At 59.8% G+C, this 21,836-nt stretch carries 16 protein-coding genes and 1 tRNA gene; 7 read left to right on the top strand and 10 right to left on the bottom strand.

The genetic code is table 11. The features are described from left to right. The first annotated feature begins 21 nt into the window (after positions 1-21). From glpA to SE16_RS13575, 5 genes are all read left to right on the top strand, one after another. The gene (glpA, locus tag SE16_RS13555) at positions 22-1,641 is read left to right on the top strand and encodes an anaerobic glycerol-3-phosphate dehydrogenase subunit GlpA (RefSeq protein ID WP_054494432.1); all 1,620 of its coding nucleotides are present in this window, start codon (positions 22-24) and stop codon (positions 1,639-1,641) included. Continuing rightward, positions 1,634-2,965: a glycerol-3-phosphate dehydrogenase subunit GlpB gene (gene glpB / locus SE16_RS13560; protein ID WP_082374512.1), complete on the top strand. Its 1,332-nt coding sequence runs from the start codon at positions 1,634-1,636 to the stop codon at positions 2,963-2,965. The genes glpA and glpB overlap by 8 nt, the downstream gene beginning before the upstream one ends. A 7-nt stretch (positions 2,966-2,972) precedes the next feature. After that, positions 2,973-4,220, top strand: a complete 1,248-nt coding sequence (locus SE16_RS13565) for an anaerobic glycerol-3-phosphate dehydrogenase subunit C (protein WP_054494396.1) — start codon at positions 2,973-2,975, stop codon at positions 4,218-4,220. 9 nt (positions 4,221-4,229) lie between these two features. Further along, positions 4,230-6,728, top strand: coding sequence for a phosphoenolpyruvate--protein phosphotransferase (gene ptsP, locus SE16_RS13570; RefSeq protein ID WP_054494395.1), 2,499 nt, complete (start codon positions 4,230-4,232; stop codon positions 6,726-6,728). Positions 6,729-6,819: 91 nt separating this feature from the next. Beyond that, entirely contained in the window at positions 6,820-8,379 is a 1,560-nt protein-coding gene (locus tag SE16_RS13575) for a 4-coumarate--CoA ligase family protein (RefSeq protein WP_200907524.1), read from the top strand. A gap of 62 nt (positions 8,380-8,441) precedes the next feature. On the opposite strand, the gene SE16_RS13580 is transcribed toward SE16_RS13575, so the two are convergent. The 6 genes from SE16_RS13580 to SE16_RS13605 all read right to left on the bottom strand — a co-directional run bounded on the left by SE16_RS13580 (position 8,442) and on the right by SE16_RS13605 (position 14,408). Beyond that, positions 8,442-9,653, bottom strand: a complete 1,212-nt coding sequence (locus SE16_RS13580) for an extracellular solute-binding protein (protein WP_082374509.1) — start codon at positions 9,651-9,653, stop codon at positions 8,442-8,444. A 178-nt stretch (positions 9,654-9,831) separates the two neighbouring features. After that, entirely contained in the window at positions 9,832-11,235 is a 1,404-nt protein-coding gene (locus SE16_RS13585) for a ferredoxin--NADP reductase domain-containing protein (RefSeq protein ID WP_054494390.1), read from the bottom strand. 41 nt (positions 11,236-11,276) lie between these two features. Then, entirely contained in the window at positions 11,277-11,738 is a 462-nt protein-coding gene (locus tag SE16_RS13590; protein ID WP_054494388.1) for a CBS domain-containing protein, read from the bottom strand. Positions 11,739-11,794: 56 nt separating this feature from the next. Beyond that, positions 11,795-12,241 (bottom strand): CBS domain-containing protein, encoded by a 447-nt coding sequence (locus SE16_RS13595; RefSeq protein ID WP_054494386.1) that lies wholly within the window; start codon positions 12,239-12,241, stop codon positions 11,795-11,797. A 9-nt stretch (positions 12,242-12,250) separates the two neighbouring features. After that, positions 12,251-14,128, bottom strand: a complete 1,878-nt coding sequence (locus SE16_RS13600) for a bifunctional homocysteine S-methyltransferase/methylenetetrahydrofolate reductase (protein WP_054494384.1) — start codon at positions 14,126-14,128, stop codon at positions 12,251-12,253. Positions 14,129-14,324: 196 nt separating this feature from the next. Next, positions 14,325-14,408, bottom strand: a tRNA-Leu gene (locus SE16_RS13605). Positions 14,409-14,520: 112 nt separating this feature from the next. Between SE16_RS13605 and SE16_RS16745 the strand changes: the two genes are divergently transcribed. Together SE16_RS16745 and SE16_RS13615 are read left to right on the top strand one after the other, a co-directional pair. Beyond that, a complete protein-coding gene (locus SE16_RS16745; RefSeq protein WP_082374506.1) occupies positions 14,521-14,814 on the top strand; it encodes a CsbD family protein in 294 nt (97 codons plus the stop codon). Between the two features lie 157 nt (positions 14,815-14,971). Further along, positions 14,972-17,743, top strand: a complete 2,772-nt coding sequence (locus tag SE16_RS13615; RefSeq protein WP_054494382.1) for an EAL domain-containing protein — start codon at positions 14,972-14,974, stop codon at positions 17,741-17,743. A 54-nt stretch (positions 17,744-17,797) separates the two neighbouring features. Here SE16_RS13615 and SE16_RS13620 read toward each other — a convergent pair whose 3' ends face one another. Genes SE16_RS13620 through SE16_RS13635 form a run of 4 tightly spaced genes read right to left on the bottom strand, consistent with a single transcriptional unit; the run spans position 17,798 to position 21,836 of the window. Continuing rightward, positions 17,798-18,820 carry a branched-chain amino acid ABC transporter permease gene (locus SE16_RS13620; RefSeq protein ID WP_060687733.1) on the bottom strand — a complete coding sequence of 341 codons (1,023 nt, stop codon included), beginning with the start codon at positions 18,818-18,820 and terminating at the stop codon, positions 17,798-17,800. A gap of 31 nt (positions 18,821-18,851) precedes the next feature. Next, a complete protein-coding gene (locus SE16_RS13625; protein ID WP_060687735.1) occupies positions 18,852-20,330 on the bottom strand; it encodes a branched-chain amino acid ABC transporter permease in 1,479 nt (492 codons plus the stop codon). A gap of 22 nt (positions 20,331-20,352) precedes the next feature. Further along, complete coding sequence (locus tag SE16_RS13630) at positions 20,353-21,048, bottom strand: ABC transporter ATP-binding protein (RefSeq protein WP_054493649.1); 696 nt, start codon at positions 21,046-21,048, stop codon at positions 20,353-20,355. 23 nt (positions 21,049-21,071) lie between these two features. Beyond that, positions 21,072-21,836 (bottom strand): ABC transporter ATP-binding protein, encoded by a 765-nt coding sequence (locus tag SE16_RS13635; protein WP_054493648.1) that lies wholly within the window; start codon positions 21,834-21,836, stop codon positions 21,072-21,074.

The following is a 21,836-nucleotide window of genomic DNA, read 5'->3' on the forward strand; positions in this document are numbered from 1 at the left end:
AAGGGACATGCCGAGGAAACCATGCGGACAGTTCAAACCGAAGTGCTTGTCATTGGGGGTGGCGCAACCGGCGCCGGCATCATTCGCGACCTCGCCATGCGCGGCTTCGACGCCATCCTTGTCGAAAAGCGCGACCTGACGCACGGCACTACCGGACGCTACCACGGGCTTTTGCACAGCGGCGGGCGCTACGCCGTCAAAGACCCCAAAGCGGCGGTCGAATGCATCGAAGAAAACCGCATTTTGCGGCGCATCATGCCCCACTGCCTGGAAGACACCGGCGGCTTTTTCGTCGTCACCCCGTGGGACGACCCCGACTTCGGCGACACCTTCATGGAAGGGTGCCGCAAGGCGGGCATTCCTGTGGAAGAAATCAGCGTCGCCCAAATGCTGCGCGAAGAACCGCTCCTCAACCCCAACATCTCGCGCTGTTTCCGCGTGCCCGACGCCGCCGCCGACTCATTCCTGGCAACGCGCCTCAACGCCGAATCGGCGCGCGAATACGGCGCACACATCTGGACGTACCACGAAGTGCGCGACCTGATGATGGACGGGCAACGCGTCATCGGCGCCGTCTGCCACGACCTGGTGCGCGATGAAGAAGTGCGCATCTACGCCGACATGGTGGTCAACGCCGCCGGGGCGTGGGCGGGCAAAATCGCCGCCATGGCGGGGCTGGACGTCCACATCACCCCCGGCAAAGGCGTCATGGTCGCCATCAACCACCGCGTGCTCAATACCGTCGTCAACCGGTGCAAAATGCCGTCCGACGGGGACATCATCGTCCCCATCCACACGGTCGCCGTCATTGGTACCACCGACGTCAAAGTCAGCGACCCCGAACACTTCGCCATCGAACCCTGGGAAATCGAACTCATGCTGGACGAGGGCGAAAAATTGGTGCCCGGCGTCAAAAACATGCGCATTTTGCGCGCCTGGGCGGGCGTGCGCCCACTCTACCAGGAAACCAAAGCGGTGGATACGCGCGACATCACTCGCGCCTACACCCTGCTGGACCACGAAACGCGCGACGGCGTCAGCGGCATCATCACCATGACCGGCGGGAAATGGACCACCTACCGCCAAATGGCGCAAGTGACCGTTGACCGTGTCTGCGAAAAATTCGGCGTCCAACGCGAATGCCGCACCCACCTTGAACCGCTGCCCGGTGCGGAAAAGCACGGCGGCTACCACTGGCTGGGCGCACGTTTCGCCGACGTGGAACGCCGCCAAGCCTACGGCGACCTCATCTGCGAATGCGAACTCGCCACCCGTGAAGACGTGGAACGCGCCATCGTCCAAGGCGACGCCAAAACCATTGACGATATTCGGCGCATGGTGCGGCTCGGTATGGGACCCTGCCAGGGCGGCTTCTGCACGTTCCGCGCCGTGGGGTTGCTGCACCGCCTGCGCCACCCCGACGTGGAAGACGCCAACGCCGCCCTGCGCGATTTTCTGCAAGAACGCTGGAAAGGGCTGTTGCCCATTCTCTGGGGGCAACAACTGCGCCAGGAGCGCCTGGATGAACTCATCTACCTGAGCGTGCTCAACGTTGACCACTTGCCGGGTCCCAAAGCCACACCTCTGGCGCCCGTCATGTACGACCCGCCAACCGGCGAAGAACCGCAAGCACGTGTCTGAAGAACCAATCAAACTGGATGAACGAAGCATGCCTATGAACAGCAACCCGGACGTGATTGTCATCGGAGCAGGTCTCAGTGGGCTTACCGCCGCCTGGCAACTGGCGCAACGCGGGCATCGCGTGCGCGTCGTCACCAAAGGCTGGGGCGCAACCCACTGGCACAGCGGCTGCATTGACGTGCTCGGCTACCATCCCATCGAATCCGATACACCCGTCGCAACACCACGCGACGCCGTCGCCGACCTCATCGCCGCCCAACCACACCACCCCTACGCACTGGTAGGGCTGGATGGGCTCGCCGCGGCACTCGACGCCTTCGCCACCCTCTGCCGTGACGCCGGTTACCCGCTCCACGGCACGCTTGACCGACAATGGCTTCTGCCCTCGGCGGTGGGGGCTTTTCGTCCTACCTGCCTCGCGCCTGAGACCATGATTGCCGGCGACCTGACGCGCCATGACACCGAACCAATGCTCATTGTCGGCTTCGAGCGCCTGAACGACTTTTACCCTGAATTGATTGCCGACAACCTCATCAAACAAGGGCACCTGGCGCGGGGCACACTTGTTGACACCCCCACCTTGCGCCGCCAAAAAATCGTCAACACGCTGGTACTCGCGCGGCTCTTCGAGCAAGCCGCCTTTCGCGCGGAATTCATCGCCGCCGTCAAGCCCAAACTGGGCAAGGCGCAACGCATCGGTGTTCCTGCTGTGCTGGGCTTTGAGAACGCCATCGCCATCAAAAACGAACTGGAAGCCGCCTTCGAGCGCCCCATTTTTGAGATTCCCACCGTGCCGCCCTCTGTGCCCGGCATGCGGTTGCACCGCATTCTGACGCGCGCGATTGAACGCGCAGGGGGCGACATTCGCACCGGCATGCAGGTCGTCGCCGCCGACGCCGAAGGCGACCGCGCCACCACCATTTGGAGCGAAGCCGCCGCGCGCCGAGTGCCGCACCACGCCGAGGTGTTCGTGCTGGCAACGGGGGGCATTCTGGGCGGGGGCATCACCACCACCTACACGGGCGACGTGCGCGAAGTGGTGTTTGGATTGCCCGTGAACGCGCCCACCGACCGCATGGCGTGGCTGCACCGCGATTTTCTGGACGCGCGCGGGCATCCCATCTTCCGCGCCGGTTTGCAGGTGGATACAGCCTTCCGCCCGCTTGCGGACGGCGCGCCGCGCTACGCCAACGTCCACGCCATCGGCACCACACTCGACGCCTGCGAACCCCTGCGCGAACGCTCGTTTGAAGGCATCGCCCTGGCAACCGGCTTTGCCGTTGCCCACCACGTCCAACTTGCCAACCATTCAACATCCGCCTGAGGCTGCTATGTTCGTCGAACAAACGCTCGACAACTGTATCAAGTGCAACATCTGTGTAACCGAATGCCCGGTGGCGGCGGTCACCGACAAATTCCCCGGTCCCAAGTACGAAGGACCGCAAGCCGCCCGCTTCCGCCAACCGAACCAACCGCTCACCGACGCATCGGTGGACTATTGCAGCGGCTGCCGCGTCTGCAACATGGTCTGCCCCACGGGCGTGCGCATCGCCGAAATCAACGCCCGCGCCCGCGCCGACATGGTGCGCAAAGGGGCGTTCGGCTGGCGCGCACGGCTGCGCAACAACTTGCTGGCGCGCTCCGAATTGCTGGGCAAAATCGGGCAACCGATTGCCCCGCTGGCAAACGCCCTTCTGCAAAATCCGTTGGGGCGCTTGGCGGCGGAACTCACGCTTGGCATCGCCCGCCATGCCCCCCTGCCCGCGTTCAGCCGCGAACGCTTTACCGCCTGGTATCGCGCGCATCAGGCGACAAGCGCCCCCAAGGGCAAGGTCGTGTACTTCCACGGCTGTTCAACAGAGTACTACGAGCCGCGTGTGGGACGCGCCGCTGTGCGTGTGCTGGAAGCCAACGGCTTTGAAGTCATCATCCCGCCCCAAAACTGTTGCGGCTTGCCACTCCTTTCCAACGGCGAATTCGACGCCGCCCGCGGCTACCACCGCCGCAACGTCAACTCGCTGGTCGAATACGCCCGCCAGGGCATTCCCATCGTGGGGACATCCACCAGTTGCACGCTGACGCTCAAAGAAGAAGCACCCGAACTGCTGGACGCCTTTGATGAAGAGAGCCGCCTGGTGGCGGAGCAGACGTTCGACCTGAGCGAATTTTTGCTGAACCTGCACGCACGCGGTGAACTCAACACCGAATTTCGCCCCATCACCTTGCGGGCGGTCTATCACCCACCATGCCAGTATCGCGCCCACCGCGTGGGACGCCCTTCACTCGAACTCCTGCGCCTCATTCCGGGGCTGGACATTGTGGAAAGCCAGGCCGCTTGTTGCGGCATCGCCGGCACATACGGCTTCAAAGCCGAAAAATACGAGATTGCCATGCAGGTAGGGCAACCACTGTTCGACCTGGTGCGTGCCACCGGCGGCCCCATCGCCATTTGCGACAGCGAAACGTGCCGCTGGCAAATCACGCACGGGAGCGGCGTGCCTTCTGTGCATCCCATCGAACTGCTGGCGCTGGCGTACGGCTACGAACCCGAAGGCGTGCTCAGTCAACTCAACTTGTGAGAAAACATCATGGTTGGCATTGTCATCGTTTCCCACAGTCCCACACTCGCCGAAGGTGTGCGCGAACTGGCGCAACAAATGAGCCCAACACCGGTGCCTATCGCTCTGGCTGCCGGCACGGGCGACCCGCAGCACCCTATCGGTACGAACCCCGAGGCGATTCTCAACGCTATCCGCGCCGTCTGGTCGCCGGACGGGGTTGTGGTGCTCATGGACCTGGGAAGCGCCATTCTCAGCGCCGAAAGTGCGCTCGATTTTCTCACTGAGGAAGAGCGGGCGCGTGTGCGGCTGGTTGCCGCGCCGTTGGTGGAAGGGGCGCTAAGCGCCGTCGCCACCGCCGGCACAGGTGCGCCGCTTGAACAGGTCGTTGCGGAAGCACGCCAGGCGCTTGCCCCCAAGCAAGCCCACCTGGGTGAAGAACCACCCGCCCAATCCGCCGAGGTCGGCGCTCCAGAAGCCGGCGATGAATTGCGCCTGGTCGTGCACAATCCGGCGGGGCTGCACGCCCGCCCGGCGGCGCGCCTTGTGGCGGAAGTCGCACGCTACGACGCCGACGTGCATGTGCGCAACATCACCCGCCAAAAAGGACCCGTCAGCGCCCGGAGCATCAACCAACTCGCCCTGCTTGACGTGCGCCAGGGCGATGAAATCGGCGTCCGCGCCACCGGTCCCGACGCACCGCGCGCGCTCAGCGCCGTGCGCGACCTGGTGGAACGCGCCTTCGATGAGCCGCTCACGCCGCTTTCTGAACCCGCCGCCGCCATCGAAAGCGCCCCGCGTGAAGTCGAAGCGGGCGCGGTCCTGCAAGGCATTCCCATCTCGCCCGGCATTGCCATCGGGAACGTGGCGCATTTTCACCGCGCGCCACTCCCCACCACCCCGCCGGATACACCCGCCGAAGCCCCCGATGCGGAGTGGGCGCGCCTGCAACAAGCCATCGCAGAGACACGCCACGCGCTGGATGAACTGGAAGCCCAAACCGCGGCGCAAGCCGGCGCTGAGGAAGCGGCGATTTTCGAGGCGCATAAACTCTTCCTGGACGACCCGGCGTTGCTGGAACGCGCGCGCGCGCTTGTCTTCGATGAACACCGTTCCGCCGAATATGCGTGGCATCGCGCGGTGAGTGAAGTCGCCGCCCAATATGCCGCGCTGGAAACGCCCTACCTGCAAGCCCGCCGCGCCGATGTGGAAGACGTAGGCGCGCAAGTCTTCGCCCATTTGACGAACGAGCCCGTCCACACAGACCTGCCGGCGGGGAGCATCCTGGTCGCCGCCGACCTGCTCCCGTCCGACGTGGCGCGTCTCTCGCCGGAACAGGTGCAAGGTGTTTGCCTGGCGCTTGGGGGGGCAACCGCCCACGCCGCCATTTTGATTCGGGGGTTGGGTATTCCAGCGGTGGCGGGGGTTGGCGCCGCCATCCTCAACGTGCCCGAAGGCACGCGCATCGCGCTGGACGGCTCACGCGGCACTGTCTGGATTGACCCCGATGAAGCCACCTTGCGCGACTTGGAAGCCCGCCGCGCCGCCTGGCTGGCGGAAGAAGCCGAAGCCCGCCGCGCCGCCGAACAAGAGGGCGCCACCCGCGACGGGGTGCGTATTGAAGTCGCCGCCAACGTGCGCCGCCTTGCCGACGCGGAAAGCGCCGTGCGATTTGGCGCAGAAGGGGTTGGGCTGCTGCGCACAGAGTTTCTGTTCATGGCGCGCCGCGAAGCCCCAAGCGAAGCGTTGCAAGTGCAAATGTACCAGGCGGTTGCCGAAGCGTTGCAGGGGCGTCCCGTCATCATCCGCACGCTGGATGTGGGAGGCGACAAGCCGCTGCCGTTTGTGGAAATGCCGCGCGAAGCCAACCCGTTTTTGGGACAGCGGGGCATCCGTTTTTCGCTTGCGCACCCCGATTTGTTCAAAACGCAATTGCGAGCCATTCTCCGCGCCGCCGCCACGCATCCCATCCACCTGATGTTCCCCATGGTCAGCACAGTGGACGAAGTGCGCCAGGCGCGGGCGCTGCTCGACGCCGCCCGCCGCGAAGCCATGGAAGCGGGGCACGACGTGGGCACGCCGCAGGTTGGCATCATGGTCGAAACGCCCTCTGCGGTCTGGCTCGCCGACCATCTGGCAACGCTGGTGGATTTTTTCAGCATCGGCACAAACGACCTGACGCAATATCTCTTCGCCGCCGACCGCACCAATCCACACGTTGCCGAACTGGCAGACCCCTTCCACCCTGCGGTTTTGCGTGCGATTACCCACACGGCGCGCGTTGCGGGCGAGCATGGTGTGTGGGTGGGGGTATGCGGCGAACTCGCCGGCGACCCGCTGGGCGCGGTTCTGCTGGTGGGGCTGGGTGTACGCGAGTTGAGCATGAACCCGCCCGCCATTCCGCGCGTCAAGCGGGCGCTGGGGCGCTTCACGCTTGCCGAAGCGCAACACCTGGCGCAACAGGCGCTCACCCTGGAAGACGGCAAGGCTGTGCGGGCGTGGGGGGCTGAACAGATGCGCAATTCGTGAACGTTGCACAGCCCCCATTCCACCTTGTCAGCACATTCAGCCTATCGTACAATGCCCCTTGCCCACATCAACCAAGCAAGGAGGCTTGTTCATGTTTCGCAGCCCGCTTCCAGATGTCACCATCCCCGTCGTCCCTCTGACCGATTTTGTGCTGGGTGATGCCGCTCGCTTTGGCGACAAACCCGCCCTCATTGATGGCCCCACCGGACGCACCATCACCTACACGCAACTGGCACAGGCTGTTGAACGGGTTGCCGCAGGGCTGGCGGCGCGAGGTTTGCGTAAAGGCGATGTGGTTGCCGTTTACAGCCCCAACCTGCCGGAATACGCGATTGCGTTTCATGGCACATTGCGCGCTGGTGGCATTGTCACCACGGCAAACCCGCTTTACACCGTGGAAGAACTGACGCACCAGCTCAACGATGCCGGCGCGACTTTTCTCATCACCATTCCCCCTTTGCTGGAAACAGCATTAGCCGCCGCCCAACAAAGCAACGTGCGCGAAGTCTTTGTGTTTGGCGAAGCCGAAGGCGCAACGCCCTTTGCAGCGCTCTTGCAAAGTGAAGGCGCCGCGCCCAACGTGGAGATTGACCCGCGCGAAGACGTGGCGGTGCTGCCCTATTCCAGCGGGACCACGGGGTTGCCCAAAGGCGTCATGCTGACGCACTACAACCTTGTTTCAAACTTATGTCAAATTGCTGCCCTGGAACCGCTGACGCCCGACGATGTGCTCATCGGCATTCTGCCCTTCTTCCACATCTACGGCATGATTGTGATTTTGAACAGCGCCCTCAACAACGGCGCAACGGTCGTCTCCATGCCACGCTTCGACCTTGTGCAATTCCTAGAACTGATGCAGAAGCACCGTGTCACCCGCGCCCATCTTGTGCCCCCTGTGGTGCTCGCCCTTGCCAAACACCCCATCGTTGACCAATACGACCTCTCCGCCCTGCGCATGATTATGAGCGGCGCGGCGCCGCTGGGTGAAGAACTCGCTGTAGCTGTCAGCGAACGGCTGGGCTGCAAAGTCAAACAAGCCTATGGCATGACGGAAGCCAGCCCCGCAACGCACATCACCCCCGACGACCGTATCAAACCCGCGGCGGTCGGTGTGCTAGTGCCCAACACCGAAGCGCGCATTGTTGACCCTGCCACCGGGCAAGATGTTGGCGTAGGAGAACGGGGCGAAATTTGGATTCGGGGACCGCAGGTCATGAAGGGGTATCTCAACCGCCCCGACGCGACCGCCGCGACTGTGGACGCCGAGGGGTGGCTCCACACGGGCGATGTGGGGTACGCCGATGAAGATGGGTACTTCTACATTGTTGACCGCGTGAAAGAACTCATCAAATACAAAGGGTATCAGGTTGCGCCGGCGGAACTGGAAGCCGTCTTGCTTTCACATCCAGCCGTTGCCGACGCCGCCGTTATCCCCGTGCCGGATGAAGAAGCCGGCGAAATTCCCAAAGCGTTTGTGGTGAAAAAAGCCGACGTGGATGCCGATGAATTGATGGCTTATGTGGCCGAGCATGTCGCACCGTACAAAAAAGTGCGCGAAATCGAGTTCGTCGAGAGCATTCCCAAATCAGCGTCGGGAAAGATTTTGCGGCGTGTGTTGGTGGAACAAGAACGCGCCCGTCGTGCACGCTGACGCCACGCACCACTAAAAAAACGGGGCGGCTCAACACCGCCCCGTTTTTGCTGCACAGCGTTTTACTTCGCCAACATCTCGTTCAGCCGCGCCACCGTCGGTTCGAGATGGCGCTTGATGAAGGGTTCGGGATCAGCTGTAGGGTGATTGAGGACATCATGCCAAACACGCATCAGCGCATCGGTAATGCGATCTTCGACAATGCCCAAAAGCGGCACTGTTGGGTATCCTCGCCCTACACGCACGGCGTCCGCCAAGCGTTGCAAGTAAGGGTCTTCGGTGAATGGTGCGCGTTCCAGCGATTCAGTCCGCACAGGTAAAACCAGCAACGTATCCGCCATGGCGGTCTGCACATCTGGGTTGGTGGCGGCACGCAAAAACTTCAACACCTCACTGCGCCGCAAACTATGCCGCCAAATCACCAGCAACGAACCACCCAGGAAAGGCCGCGCCGGCGGGTGCAGAATATCCAATTTGCCTTCCCATTCCTCCCGAGGCAGGTTTTGCAACGCGCCCCACATCCACATACCCGCAATCGTTGCAGCAATACGACGCTGGGTGAACAGTTCGGCATTCACCGCTACATCCGTCAATATCTGCCCCTTCACAGGCATAAACCGCGCCAAGCGATAAAAGGCTTTCAAACCTTCCAGAGCTGGGCCGTCGAGCAACGCCACACGTGAATAATCCGGCGAGAACAAATCGCCGCCGGCAGCCCACACCCATGAAATGGCCATCTGCAAATGCAAGAAGCGCGCATTCGACCCCATGGGGATAGCAAACGGTGTTGCCACGCCGTGCGCTTGCAAGGCGGTGAACGTCGCCTCCACCGATTCAAGAGAGGTAAATGCCTGTTCGGGGTCCACGCCCGCGGCTTCGAGCATATCACGCCACACAAACACAACGCGCACATCAGCAAAAAGCGGAACCGCCCACACATCAGCGGTGCCGGGCATTTGCGTCACTTCCCACATCCCCGGCACAAAAGTGCGCCCATACTGCAATGCGGTTGCCTCTTCCGGTTCCAGTGGGCGGATCGCATCCATAGCCACCAGCGCACTCAGCCAGGTTGAGCCAATTTCAGAGACATCTGGGCCACGGTTGTATGCCGCGTATTGCACCAGGCGGTTCCATCCTCGCTCCCAATCCAAAATTTCGATGTTCAAGCCATCGAGAACGGAGCGATCGCCATACATCGCCAATGCTTTGCGAAAATCCTCTTCCAAGGTTGAGGGATTCGCACCATGGAACATGAATGAGACTTCTAGAGGCATATCTCCCCCCAAACAGGCATCGTTGTCTCGAACAACATATTTGGGATGGCTTGCGCAAGTAGTATATCCCTTCTCACACTCTTTCACAATCAGACCAGAGGATTATGAAAGCGTTTTCAACATATCTCAAAAACCCTGGCAGGTCAAGTCAAACCTGCCAGGGTGTGCTGATAGCGGCTCATCCCGCCGTCATCTTTTCACGGCGGATGGCTTCAAGCATCTCTTCGACGCTGGTAAACTTCACGCGTGGGCGCCCCTGCGCCTTGCCACGCTCCACTTCCAGGCGGTCCAGAATCAACCAATCCTCCCACGAAACGAAGTCGGGCTGGCGCTCGCGCACAAATTGCTCGATGACATCCGGGTCTGTTGTTTCGGGCGCAAGCAACCGCCCTGCACGCGCATCTTCGATGATGTGTTCGCTCGTCGCGACTGCATCGGGTTTGTTGGTGCCAATGACACCTTGCGCCCCACGTTTGATCCAGCCTGTGCAGTACAGCCCGTACAGAGGCTGGTTGGTCTCGGGGTCGAGCACGCGGCCATCGGCGTTGAGGATCACGCCCCAGCGTTCATGGAAAGGCACATCGGGCAACGGCACGCCCCGATACCCAATCGCGCGGTACACCTCGGTCACAGGCAACTCTTCGTAGCGGTCGGTTGGGCGTGGGCGCAGCGTGCCGGCTTCGGTCGCGTACAGTTCGTTATGGACGAGTTTCATGGATTGGACGCCTGTTTCCTCATCGCCCAACAGTTCTGTGGGGGAAACCAGGAAGCGCAAAATCAGGCGGCGCGGTTTTCCTTCGGGTTGTTTGTGCGCCAATTCCTGAATCAATTCAACTTTGGCTTCCACATCCTTGTCGGGGTTCTCTTCCAATTCCTTGCGGCTCAATGGGTCCAGTTCGGCTTCTTCGGGCGGCACAATCACATCAATGTTGGGCAACGAAGTCAATTCGCGAATTTCAGGGTATGTGAATTTGGCTTGCGCGGGACCACGCCGCCCCAGCAAATAGACTTCGCGCACCTTGCTTTTACGCAACGCTTCGAGCGCATAATCGGCGATATCGGTTTTGGCGAGTTCATCGGGGTCTTTCAACAAAATGCGAGTCACGTCCACAGCCACGTTCCCGACGCCGACCACAGCAATACGCTCTTGTTCCAAATCAAAAGTCAGGTGGGCGTAGTCAGGATGACCATTGTACCAGGCGACAAATTCAGTAGCGGGATAACTCCGCGGCAAATCTTCACCAGGAATACCCATTTTGCGATCAACAGAAGCGCCTGTGGCGAAGAGAATGGCATGATAGAAGCGCTTCAAATCTGCAAGCATGATGTCTTTGCCATACGTCACATTTCCAAAGAAGCGAAAACGCGGATGGCTGGCGGTTTTACTAAAAACCTTGGTCACATTCTTGATTTTTTGGTGGTCGGGCGCCACGCCGTAGCGCACCAAGCCAAAAGGTGTGGGCAGATGTTCGTACATGTCCACCCAGACTTCCGGGTCGCTTTGAAGCAGCAAATGCCCAGCCGCATAAAACGCCGATGGACCCGAACCAATGATAGCCACACGGATGCTGTTTGTGCTCATGACGCTTCCTCCATGAAAAGGTGTTTTCCTTTGCGCTTTGTTCAGGATTCAGATTCATGCCGACGCCATTCAAAACGCTCCATAAGGCGCGTTTGCAATGTATCAATCTCGCCCAGGTATTGGTCGCGTTGGGCTTTCAAAACATCGCGAATGGAGAGAATACCAATGAGTTGACCATCTTCGACCACAGGGATATGCCGAAAATGTTTTTCGACCATCACATGCGCAATAATGCGCAAATCATCTTGTGGCAAAGCGGTAATGGGGTCAGGGGTCATCACTTCGCGGACAGGCAAATGCAATACCTCCGCGCCCTGCGTGGCGCAATGGCGCACCAGGTCGCGCTCGGTGAAAATGCCCACCACACGGTCGTCATCATCCACGACGACAACCGCACCAATGTTGTGCTCCGCCAGTATGCGTACAGCATCCAGCACACTGGTGTCGGGGTGAACCGTGATGGTTCCAAAACCTTTGGTTGATAAAAGATTGCGTACTGTCATTTCAAGCCTCCTTTGCTTGATTGGGCATCATTGCCCTTACTTGACGTTTTTGGCCTTCACTCACTCGTTTCAACCGGTTCCAGCAAGCGAATCAAATGGTCAATGAGGTCGGAACGCGTGAGAATGCCCACCAAAGCGCCGTCACGTTCCACCACAGGAAGCCCGCCGACACGCGCCACACGCATGAGTTTGGCGGCTTCAACAATCGGCTCATCTGCTTCGATGGTGATGAGCACCGTGCGCATGATTTCGCTCACGCGGTGCTCTTCAAAATGGCGTCGCACATCTTCGGGCATCACCTGCAAGAGCGGGGAATCAGCCGCCAGCCGCAAATCGCGGTCGCTGATAATCCCCACCAACTCGCCGCGCTCGGTTACGACAGGCAAGCGGCGGATGCCATGTTCAATCATCAATTGCAGGGCTGCGGCTAATGTGGCGTCAGGCGTGACGGTGATTGGGTCGGGCGTCATAATCTCGCGAACAGTCTGCGGCACCTTGCTCATCGCTCCCTCCTATTCTTCTTGCATGGCATTGGCATGGTTTCCACGATAGACGGCGCGGATAATCTGGGCGGCGATGTCATATTTGCGGAACGGCGGCATAATGTAGATACCATCCACCAAATCGCGCACGGCGTCAATCAATTCGAGTGCGATACGCACCCCCTCCTGGGGCTTGTTCTCGGCGGTTGCCATGCGTTCGAGCACATGTTCGGGAATGGTAATACCAGGCACTTCGTTATGCAGGAAGGCGGCATGCCGTTCGTTGTAGAGGGGTAATACGCCCATCAACACAGGAATTTCCACGGGACCGCCATAGGCTTCGATAAAGCGACGCGGTACGTCCGGGTCGTAGAAAGGCATGGTCAAGCAAAAATCCGCGCCGCTGGCTATTTTCTTGCGGAGCAGTTTCACCTCGCGTTCGAGGTTGGCGGCGCCAAAGTTCAACGCACAGCCAACAAGAAAGTGCGTCGGCGCTCCCAGGTCGTTGCCGCCAAAATCCCGCCCCTGGTTGAAGCCTTCTTTGATGAGTTTCATCAAGCCGGTGGGAACAATGTCGTAACTATCGGTAGCGTCCGGATAATCGCCAATCGCGGTGGGGTCGCCCATGACAACGAAGATGTTGCGCACACCCAGCGCATGCGCCGCCAGGAGATCGCCTTGCACGCGGAGCAAGTTGCGCCCCCGTGTTGGGAAGTGGAGCACGGTTTCAATACCCACACGGCTCTGGATGAGGCTGGCAACCGCCCAGGGGCTCATGCGCATACGCGCCAGCGGGCTATCGGCGACATTGAGGACTGTCGCGCCAGCGCCTTTGAGCATGGCGGCGGTGTTGAGCAAGTCGGTCAGGTCAACACCGCGCGGCGGTTCCAGTTCAACCGTGGTGACAAAATGTCCGCTGGCGAAGGCGCGCGCCAATGCCGTCGGGGCGGGGTTTTCGGCAATGTGGCGCACATGCACAGCCACCGGCTCACGCGGGCGCGCCGGGATGGGTTCGCCAGCCTGCCATGAATCGAGTGCGGCACGCATGGCGCGGATGTGGTCGGGTGTGGTGCCGCAGCAGCCCCCGATGAGGCGCACGCCCATTTCGGCGGCTTCGCGGGCGAAGTTGGCAAAGTATTCCGGTGTGGCGGGGTAGAGGATGCGCCCATCCATCTGCTCCGGCCACCCCGCGTTGGGGATAGCAGAGTAGGTGGCATGGGGATATTGCGCCTGCATGGTGCGAATAGCGGCGAGCACGCTCCGCGGTCCAATACCGCAATTCGCGCCCACGACGTCCGCGCCGTTGGCGAGCAATGCCGCCGCAACGTCCACAGGCGCATGCCCCAATTTGGTCACACCGTCGCGTCCAAACGTCATTTGGGCGATGACGGGGATGTCGGGGGCAATCTCCTTGGCGGCACGCAGGGCTTCCTGAATTTCGGCGAGACTGCTGAATGTTTCCAGGATAATACCATCCACGCCGGCTTCAATCAGCGCCTGGATTTGCTCGCGGAAGATAGCGCGGGCTTCCTGCGGCGAAAGGGCACCAAGGGGGGCAAGCATACGCCCAAGCGGTCCTACCGCCCCAAGGATGAAGGCGGGTTGGCGCAAGGCTTCACGGGCGGCTTGCGCAATCTGCACCGCCGCCCGGTTGATCTCCGCGACACGGTCTTGCAAGCCGTGTTCGGCCAGTTTGACGCGATTGGCGCCAAAGGTGTTGGTTTCCAGGACGTCAGCGCCAGCCAGCAGGTAGGCTTCGTGAATATCGCGCACCACCTGCGGGCGCTCGATGTTGGCGCTATCGAACCCTTGTTTGAACGAATAGCCGCGGCTGTAAAGTTGTGTTCCCATTGCCCCATCGGTCAACAAGGGACCCTGGGCAAGCCGCATCAACAAAGGATGTGTCATCGTTCCCTCCGTGTGGCCTCGCTGCCCACGGAATACCCCTAAGGAAGGAGTGTAGTCCGTGGGCGGGTTGTTGTGTAGTGACAATTGTCAAGTGGGGTGGCATCGTTGCGCATATTTTGGGTGATTATAGGAGAGGGAGGGAACACGGGCAACGTACGAGAGGGTACAGAGGAACCAAGACACGTTGAACGAAAGATGGGCCGGGTGGGATTCGAACCCACACGGGCAAAATGCCCAGGGGATTTTAAGTCCCCTGCGTCTACCGTTCCGCCACCGGCCCGTGGCGGGCTGCATTCTACACAAGTTGCCTTCTCTTGTCCAGACAATTATGGTTGTTGAATGAAAATGAGTATCATCTTTTATCCTCAATCAATATGGAAAGGAGGTGCGTGATGAACCGCACACAATTGCAAGGACGTTGGCGGCAAATTCGCGGGCGTGTACGCGAACGCTGGGGACACCTGACCAACGACGACCTGGATGTTATCGCAGGTCGCTGGGACCGCCTGGTAGGGACTGTACAAGAACGTTACGGGCTCACGCGTGAGCAAGCCGAACGCCAGGTGGACGAATTTCTGGCGAGTCTCGAAGATGCCAAAAGCCCCAGTGTGTGGGCACTCGTCGGCATTGCTCTTGTCGCTTTGCTTATCCTGGCCTTTGTGCTCTCTCGACGTGATGAGTGGTAAAGACGCCGGCGGAACACAAAAGCCGCCTGTCCAGGCGGCTTTTGTCAATCCATCCAATGATACCCTGTACTTTTGGATTATTGCTTTTCCACGCATTCTCCCATACTATGGAAACACGTGAGCCCGTCAGAAACTGAATTTACCCATGATGAGAAATATGACGTATCAACAAATGCCCTTCACCCCATTCCTCATCGCAGTCATTCTTCTTGACTTGACAGCGGTCATTTGGTTGTGGGTGCGCTACCGCAACCGTTGGAATGGCCGCATGAGTGCCATTCTCCTGCTTGAAGTCGCATTGTGGATGTTCGGCAATCTGTTGTTGATAAGCATTCCTGATGTACAGTCGCAATTATTGGCGCTCAAAATCATATACACAGCAGTCGTCTTTGTTCCCGCCACATGGCTTCTGTGGACCTATTCGTTCATCAGCCTTGAAGACGATTGGTCGCCCACAACGTATCTTTTTTTCTTTGGCAGTAGTCTTTTCTTTCTGGTGATGGCATGGACAAACGATGTGCACAATCTCTTCTGGCGCTCCCCACGGTTGGAGTCGTTCGATACCTATCTGATTCTCGTCATTGAGCGCGGTCCGCTCTTTTGGGTGTTCATTCTGTATGCCTTCGCATGCGTTTTCTACAGCCTCTACCTGTTAGGGCGATATTTCTACAAAACACGCTCGTTTTACAACTGGCAGATTACGTCGCTTATGGCGGCCATGTTTTTTCCCGCCCTGCTTGCCTTTGCAGATGCTGTGTACATCAAGAAACCCATTGATTTGTCCCCCATTTTCTTGGGCACCTTTACGCTTGGTTTGTTTGCCCTTTCTCTTTCAACGCGCGGTCGGCGCCTGGCGCCTATCGTGTATAACCGCATTCTCGAATACATGCCTGACGCCCTCATCGTTCTTGACGCCCAGCACTGCATTCGAGAACTGAGCAAAAGCGCCGAAAAACTTCTGCAAGGCGACCGGTCAACACTTCTCGGGCTTCCACTCTCCAGCGTCTGGACAGTCGAAACGCACTACCTGGAACGCCTGCTTGCCGATGAAGAAGTCTCTTTTGAACTCCAACTCCCAATTGATGAGCAGGTATGCACTTTCCACGTTCAAACCGGCCTCATTTACGCGCCGGAAGGCAATCTCTTCGCACGTCTCATCTTGTTTCGGGATATGACCGAGCACCATCAAATTCTTGAGCGGCTCCGCGAGAGCGAAGAGCGGTATGTGCTGGCGGCACGCGGCGCGTCCGCCGGCTTGTTCGATTGGGATTTGCGCACGAACACCATTTTCTACGCCCCCCGTTGGAAAACGATGCTCGGGTACACAGAAAGCGAAATCAGCGACTCGCCGAACGAGTGGTTTTGGCGCGTACACCCCGATGACCGCCCAGCATTGAAAACCGCTATCACCGAGCACCTGGCTGGTAAAACGGACTACATGGAAAGTGAATACCGTATCCGCCACAAAAGCGGTTCTTACCTGTGGATGTGGTGCCGCGCCCAAGCCTTGCGCACGCCCGAAGGGCAAGCCTATCGCCTGGCGGGGTCGCAAACCGATATCACAGAGCGTAAACGCATTGAAGAAGCGCTGCGGTTTGAAGCCGAACACGACCCCCTCACCCGCCTGCCCAACCGCAACAAGTTCATGCAACGCCTGCGCGAAGAGTTTGAACGCGCCCAGCAAAACCCCATGTACTCCTATGCGGTTGTCTTTATTGACCTCGACCGCTTCAAACTCATCAACGATACCATGGGGCATACGTTTGGCGATGAATTGCTCAAACTCGTTGCGCAACGGCTCCAGCACTATATCCAATGGGACATGATGCTGGCACGCTTTGGTGGCGATGAGTTCGTCGTCCTGATTACAGGGAGCGACGCCATCCAACGCGCCATGCATCTCGGTTCGGTACTGGTGCGGGCATTCCAACAACCTTTTACCTACCAGGGGCACACGTTCCACTTTACTTTGAGCATGGGGATTGCGCCTGCAACGCTCAGCGCCCCCGAAGATGTGCTCCGTAATGCTGACCTGGCGCTCTACCGCGCAAAAGAGCAGGGGGGTGGGCGGTTCGCCGTCTTCGATGAAACCCTCTTCCGCAATGCGACCATGCGCCTGCAATTGGAAAACGCGCTCCGTGAAGCGCTCGCCCACCAGGATTTGGAGATTTATTTTCAGCCCATCGTGCGGCTCTCCACGGGGCGGCTGGTCGGCTTCGAGGTGCTCGTACGCTGGCACCACCCCGAATACGGCTTCATCCCACCTTCACGCTTTATCCCCATAGCCGAAGAAATGGGATTGGTGAGTGAAATTGACCACTACGTGCTCTCGTCCGCGTTGGCGACGCTGGCACGCTGGCACCACCTTTACCCGTCCAGCCCTCCCATCTGGATTGCCGTCAACTTTTCGGGGCAAGAGTTCCAAACACCGGGCTTTGCTCGCTCAATCCGCAATCTTTTGCGCACCCATGGCGTGCGCCCCGAAGATTTGCACATTGAAATTACCGAGCGGGTTCTGCTCCAACGCACGCAAGAAGCCATAGAGGAGATTACCGCGTTAGAGCGGCTTGGTGTTCCGTTCTACATTGATGATTTTGGGACGGGCTACTCTTCACTCAGTTATCTGCACCGCTTCAACATCAGCGGTTTGAAGATTGACCGCTCATTTGTGCAAAACACCCCCCACTCACCATCCACACAAACGCTGGTGCGCGCCATTGTAGCAATGGCGCACGCTTTGGAGATAGCCGTTGTTGTTGAGGGTGTGGAAACAGTGGAACAGATGACACTGCTCCGTGCCATGGGGTGTGAATATGGGCAAGGGTATTTCTTCGGGCGACCACTCAAAGAGCAAGAAGCCGAGGAGTGGCTGGCGCAAGGTCGCCATACATTCCCCATAGACGAATCCACGGCGTCTAACGCCGGCTAGATTGGTGCCGTCAGCCCTTGCCGCGCCAAACACGCCCAGACGCCAACGCGCGCTTTACCCTTCACGTACCACCAAACGCCGCAAGCGCGCCCACCCCGCCCGACGTTGCGTCGCGCGTTGTCGCCATGTGCCTAAAAGCCCATAGGGGAAATAGAGCACGATGAGGACATACGCCAGCCCAAACACCAGCGGCCAACGGGGTCCGAAGAGACGGTTCAGCACATCCCCCAGAATTTCGAGCACGCCCGCGCCCAAAATTGGCCCCACCAGCGTCCCTACCCCGCCGATAATCACCATCAACAGCGCCTCAATGGTCATGTCAACGCTCAAAAAGCCGGGGTCGGCGAACCCTTGCCACAAGGCGTTGAACGCCCCCGCCAGCGCCGCCATCACGCCCGCCACGACCAACGCCACCAGTTTGTACGCCAGCGGGTTGAACCCCAACGCCGCAGCGCGGGATTCGTTTTCGCGCACGGCTTGCATGGCACGCCCGGTTGGCGAGTTGACCAACCGCCGCGCCAGCCAATACATCACCAGCAAGAACAGCAGCGCCGTCAAATAGAAACGGGTGAAATGGTCGGTGCGGCTCAGCCACCCCGTGAGCGGGATGCCGTGCAAACCATCCTTCGCGCCCGTATAGGCTGCAAAATCATTCGCCTGTGCCAGACGGTAGAAGCCTTCCGCCAACGCCAACGTCACCATCGTGAAGTAAATGCCCCGCACGCGCAGGGAAAGCACGCCCACCAAAAGCGCCTGCACAACAGCCAGCACCACCACCAGCACAAGCGCCCCCCAAATCGGCCACCCCAAATGCTTGACGGTGATGCCCAAGGCATACGCCCCCGTGCCGAAAAAGAGCGCATGCCCAAATGAAAGAATCCCCGTATAGCCCATCAACAGGTCATAACTGACCGCATACACCGCCAAAATAAACGTGTTGATGAGCACCAACTGCACCGTGACAGCCAATCCACTGTCCGTATCAGTACCGCCAAGCCACGCCAACACCCAGGGAAGCCCCGCCAGTGCCGCCACTACAAGCACCGCCGTAAGCGAAAATCGTTCGCGCCAGGGCATGCCCGCCACTCCCTTCGCCGGTCTTGTTTGTTCATTCATCAGATTCACCAAGTAAGCCGCTTGGGCGAATGAGCAACACAATCGCCATAATGATGACCGTCGAGGCTTCGGCGACGGTGGGCGAAAAGTACCAGGTGTGTCCCCCAGGCAAGGGATACCCAACCGCCCCCCAAAAGTCGAACATGGCACGCCCAAGCCCCACCAGCAACGCGCCTAACGCCGCGCCGCTGTAGCGTCCCATGCCGCCAATTACCACCGCAATCACCGCGGCAAGCAGGAACCGAAACCCCATGCCGGGGTCAAGCCCTTCGACGGGCGCCAGCACCACACCCCCCAACGCCGCCAGCGCCGACCCCAGCGCAAACACCAGCGTGAAGACGCGGCGCACATCAATCCCCAGCGCCTGCACCATGCTATCGTCTTCCACACCCGCACGAATAATCAACCCCAGGCGCGTTCGTTGCAGCAACAACCCCACCGCCAAAAAGGTCGCCAATGCAATCCCCACCACAAACAGGCGATAGGTGGGCACATTGCGCCCCAACACCTTTACCGCACTGCAATGCTCGCTCAGCCACGCCGCAAACGACGCCGAGGTACACCGTTCTGCAAAGAGGCTTGGCGCGGGCATAGGGGGATACGCCGCCTGCCCCCACACCAACTTCACCAACTCCGCCCCCACAAAAACCAACCCCAACGTGAGCAAAATCTGGTAAATCGGGCGGGCGTACAAAGGGCGAATCAGTCCCCATTCCAGCAGTGCGCCCAGCACAGCGCCCGTGCCCGCCCCCACCAGCAAGGCTATCACAAAGCGCACATCGGTGGGCAACGCCAGGATGCCCTGTTCAAGCGCTGTGCGCGCCGGCAACACCATCACCGCTGCCCCAAGCAGAACCCCCAGCGCCAGCCAGACACGCCGCCGCACGCCAGCCCGCACGTGCAAAGGCGGCAACAAAACGCCCAAGGTCGCGCCTGCCGCCACCAGCCACAGCACGCGCATGAGCATGCGCCCCAGCGGTTCTTGCGCTTCGGCGGTCGGCACAGCGCCCCCCACCGAGGTGCCCGCAAACGCCCGCAATGCTTCCAGTGGGATATGCCGCCACCCCAGCCAGAGAAAAAGCCCCAACGCCGCCAGCGCCAACCAACGCCGCCATCCAGTGGCGCGCCACGCAGCCCCCATCCCCACCGCCCACGCAACGCCAAACATCACCACCACCAGGGGCATGGTGTTGAGGAAGAGGCGCGGGTTCGCAAAAACCGTGTAGCCCGCATATGCGCCGAACATGAGAATGGTGCCGTGCGCAAAGTTGAGCACATCCATCAAGCCAAAAATCAGCGAAAACCCCGACGCCACCAGGAAGGTGATACTCGCCAAATACAACCCCGATTGAATGAGCGTCACCCACTGTTTGACGTTGGCGCTCCGCATGCCGTTGGCAACCACCAGCAGCAACACCAGCACAACGCCCACTGTCGCAGGCGATATGTTTCGTTTCGCAAAACGGTTCATACGCACCAAATGCCCCCTCTGCTCAGGATGCGCCCAAATAGCGCCGAATGGTCTCATGGTCGTGTGCCAGGTCGTGCATGCGTCCGGTTTGAACGCTTTTGCCGTCATCAATGATGACGTAGGTATCGGCCAACTTCTGCGCCATGAGGAAATTCTGCTCCACCAGCACAATCGTCATCTCGCCCCGCAGAGCCTGCAACGCCGCAATAATGCTCTCGATGATGACAGGTGCTAACCCCTCGCTCGGTTCATCCACCAACAACAAGCGGTTGTCGGGCACAAGCGCGCGGGCAATCGCCAACATTTGCTGTTGTCCCCCCGATAGTTGCCCGCCCCGCAAGCCAATTAGCCGCCGCAAATCGGGAAACAGTTCAAAAATGAAGTCGCTTTTGCGGGCAAGGTCGCCCTTGCGCCGCTCGGCGAGTTGCAGATTTTCCAGCACGGTCAGCCCGCGAAAAATGGCACGGTGTTCGGGCACGTAGCCAATGCCGCGCCGCGCGATGGCGTGCGGCGGTTCTCCCTGAATCTCCACCCCGTCGAACAGAATACGCCCGCGGCGGGGCGGTGTCAGCCCCATGATGCTTTTGAGCGTGGTGGTTTTGCCGGCGCCATTGCGCCCCAGCAACGCCACAATCGAGCCGTGCGGCACGCTGAACGAGACGCCTTCCAAAATATGAAACTGTCCGATGAACGTATGAATGTTTTCAACCTGCAACATGGTTCGCCTGCCTCGCTTGCCGCTCACTCTTCGTACAACTGCCCCAAATACGCCCGCTGGACACGTTCATCGGCGCGAATTTCCGCAGGTGCGCCTTCCGCCAACACGCGCCCTTGCACCATCACGGTAATCACATCGCTCGCCGCCATGACAACATGCATGTTGTGCTCCACCAGCACAATCGTTTTGTCGCCCACGGCGCGAATGCGCTCGATGAGCGCCATCAATTCGGGCACTTGCTCGCTTGCCATGCCCGCCGTTGGTTCATCCAGCAACAGCAAGCGCGGGTTGGGCGCCAGAATCATCGCCAATTCCAGTTTGCGTTTGTCGCCGTGCGCCAGCGTTCCCGCGGGAAGATGCGCCCGCTTTTGCAAGCCCACCATCGCCAGCACTTCCCACGCCCGCTCGATATACTCCGGAAAGGCGCGGTAATCGCGCCAAAAAGTGAAGTTGTGCTTGCCAACGGCTTGCGCGGCAAGCCGGACGTTCTCCAACACGGTGAGCGAAGGGAAAATGTTGGTAATCTGAAACGAGCGCCCAATCCCCAAATGCGCGATGCCATGCGCGGGGACGTTGGTAATGTCGCGCCCCTCGAAGAGAATGCGCCCGCTGGTTGGCGGGAGAACGCCGCTCATGAGGTTGAAAAGGGTGGTTTTGCCGGCGCCGTTGGGTCCGATGATGCTGTGCAACGTTCCACGCCGCACCTGCAACGAGACATCGTCCACCGCCACCAAGCCGCCAAATGTGCGGCGCAAGTGTTCTGTTTGCAGGATGATGCGCTCAGTCAT

Source organism: Ardenticatena maritima, assembly GCF_001306175.1.
Taxonomy (GTDB): domain Bacteria; phylum Chloroflexota; class Anaerolineae; order Ardenticatenales; family Ardenticatenaceae; genus Ardenticatena; species Ardenticatena maritima.

What these genes read in the sequence shown, in the direction of transcription:
- glpA (WP_054494432.1), top strand. Translation starts at nt 22, where the DNA reads ATGCGGACAGTTCAAACCGAAGTGCTTGTCATTGGGGGTGGCGCAACC.
- SE16_RS13565 (WP_054494396.1), top strand. Translation starts at nt 2,973, where the DNA reads ATGTTCGTCGAACAAACGCTCGACAACTGTATCAAGTGCAACATCTGT.
- ptsP (WP_054494395.1), top strand. Translation starts at nt 4,230, where the DNA reads ATGGTTGGCATTGTCATCGTTTCCCACAGTCCCACACTCGCCGAAGGT.
- SE16_RS13575 (WP_200907524.1), top strand. Translation starts at nt 6,820, where the DNA reads ATGTTTCGCAGCCCGCTTCCAGATGTCACCATCCCCGTCGTCCCTCTG.
- SE16_RS13580 (WP_082374509.1), bottom strand. Translation starts at nt 9,653, where the DNA reads ATGCCTCTAGAAGTCTCATTCATGTTCCATGGTGCGAATCCCTCAACC.
- SE16_RS13585 (WP_054494390.1), bottom strand. Translation starts at nt 11,235, where the DNA reads ATGAGCACAAACAGCATCCGTGTGGCTATCATTGGTTCGGGTCCATCG.
- SE16_RS13590 (WP_054494388.1), bottom strand. Translation starts at nt 11,738, where the DNA reads ATGACAGTACGCAATCTTTTATCAACCAAAGGTTTTGGAACCATCACG.
- SE16_RS13595 (WP_054494386.1), bottom strand. Translation starts at nt 12,241, where the DNA reads ATGAGCAAGGTGCCGCAGACTGTTCGCGAGATTATGACGCCCGACCCA.
- SE16_RS13600 (WP_054494384.1), bottom strand. Translation starts at nt 14,128, where the DNA reads ATGACACATCCTTTGTTGATGCGGCTTGCCCAGGGTCCCTTGTTGACC.
- SE16_RS16745 (WP_082374506.1), top strand. Translation starts at nt 14,521, where the DNA reads ATGAACCGCACACAATTGCAAGGACGTTGGCGGCAAATTCGCGGGCGT.
- SE16_RS13615 (WP_054494382.1), top strand. Translation starts at nt 14,972, where the DNA reads ATGACGTATCAACAAATGCCCTTCACCCCATTCCTCATCGCAGTCATT.
- SE16_RS13620 (WP_060687733.1), bottom strand. Translation starts at nt 18,820, where the DNA reads ATGCCCTGGCGCGAACGATTTTCGCTTACGGCGGTGCTTGTAGTGGCG.
- SE16_RS13625 (WP_060687735.1), bottom strand. Translation starts at nt 20,330, where the DNA reads ATGAACCGTTTTGCGAAACGAAACATATCGCCTGCGACAGTGGGCGTT.
- SE16_RS13630 (WP_054493649.1), bottom strand. Translation starts at nt 21,048, where the DNA reads ATGTTGCAGGTTGAAAACATTCATACGTTCATCGGACAGTTTCATATT.
- SE16_RS13635 (WP_054493648.1), bottom strand. Translation starts at nt 21,836, where the DNA reads ATGACTGAGCGCATCATCCTGCAAACAGAACACTTGCGCCGCACATTT.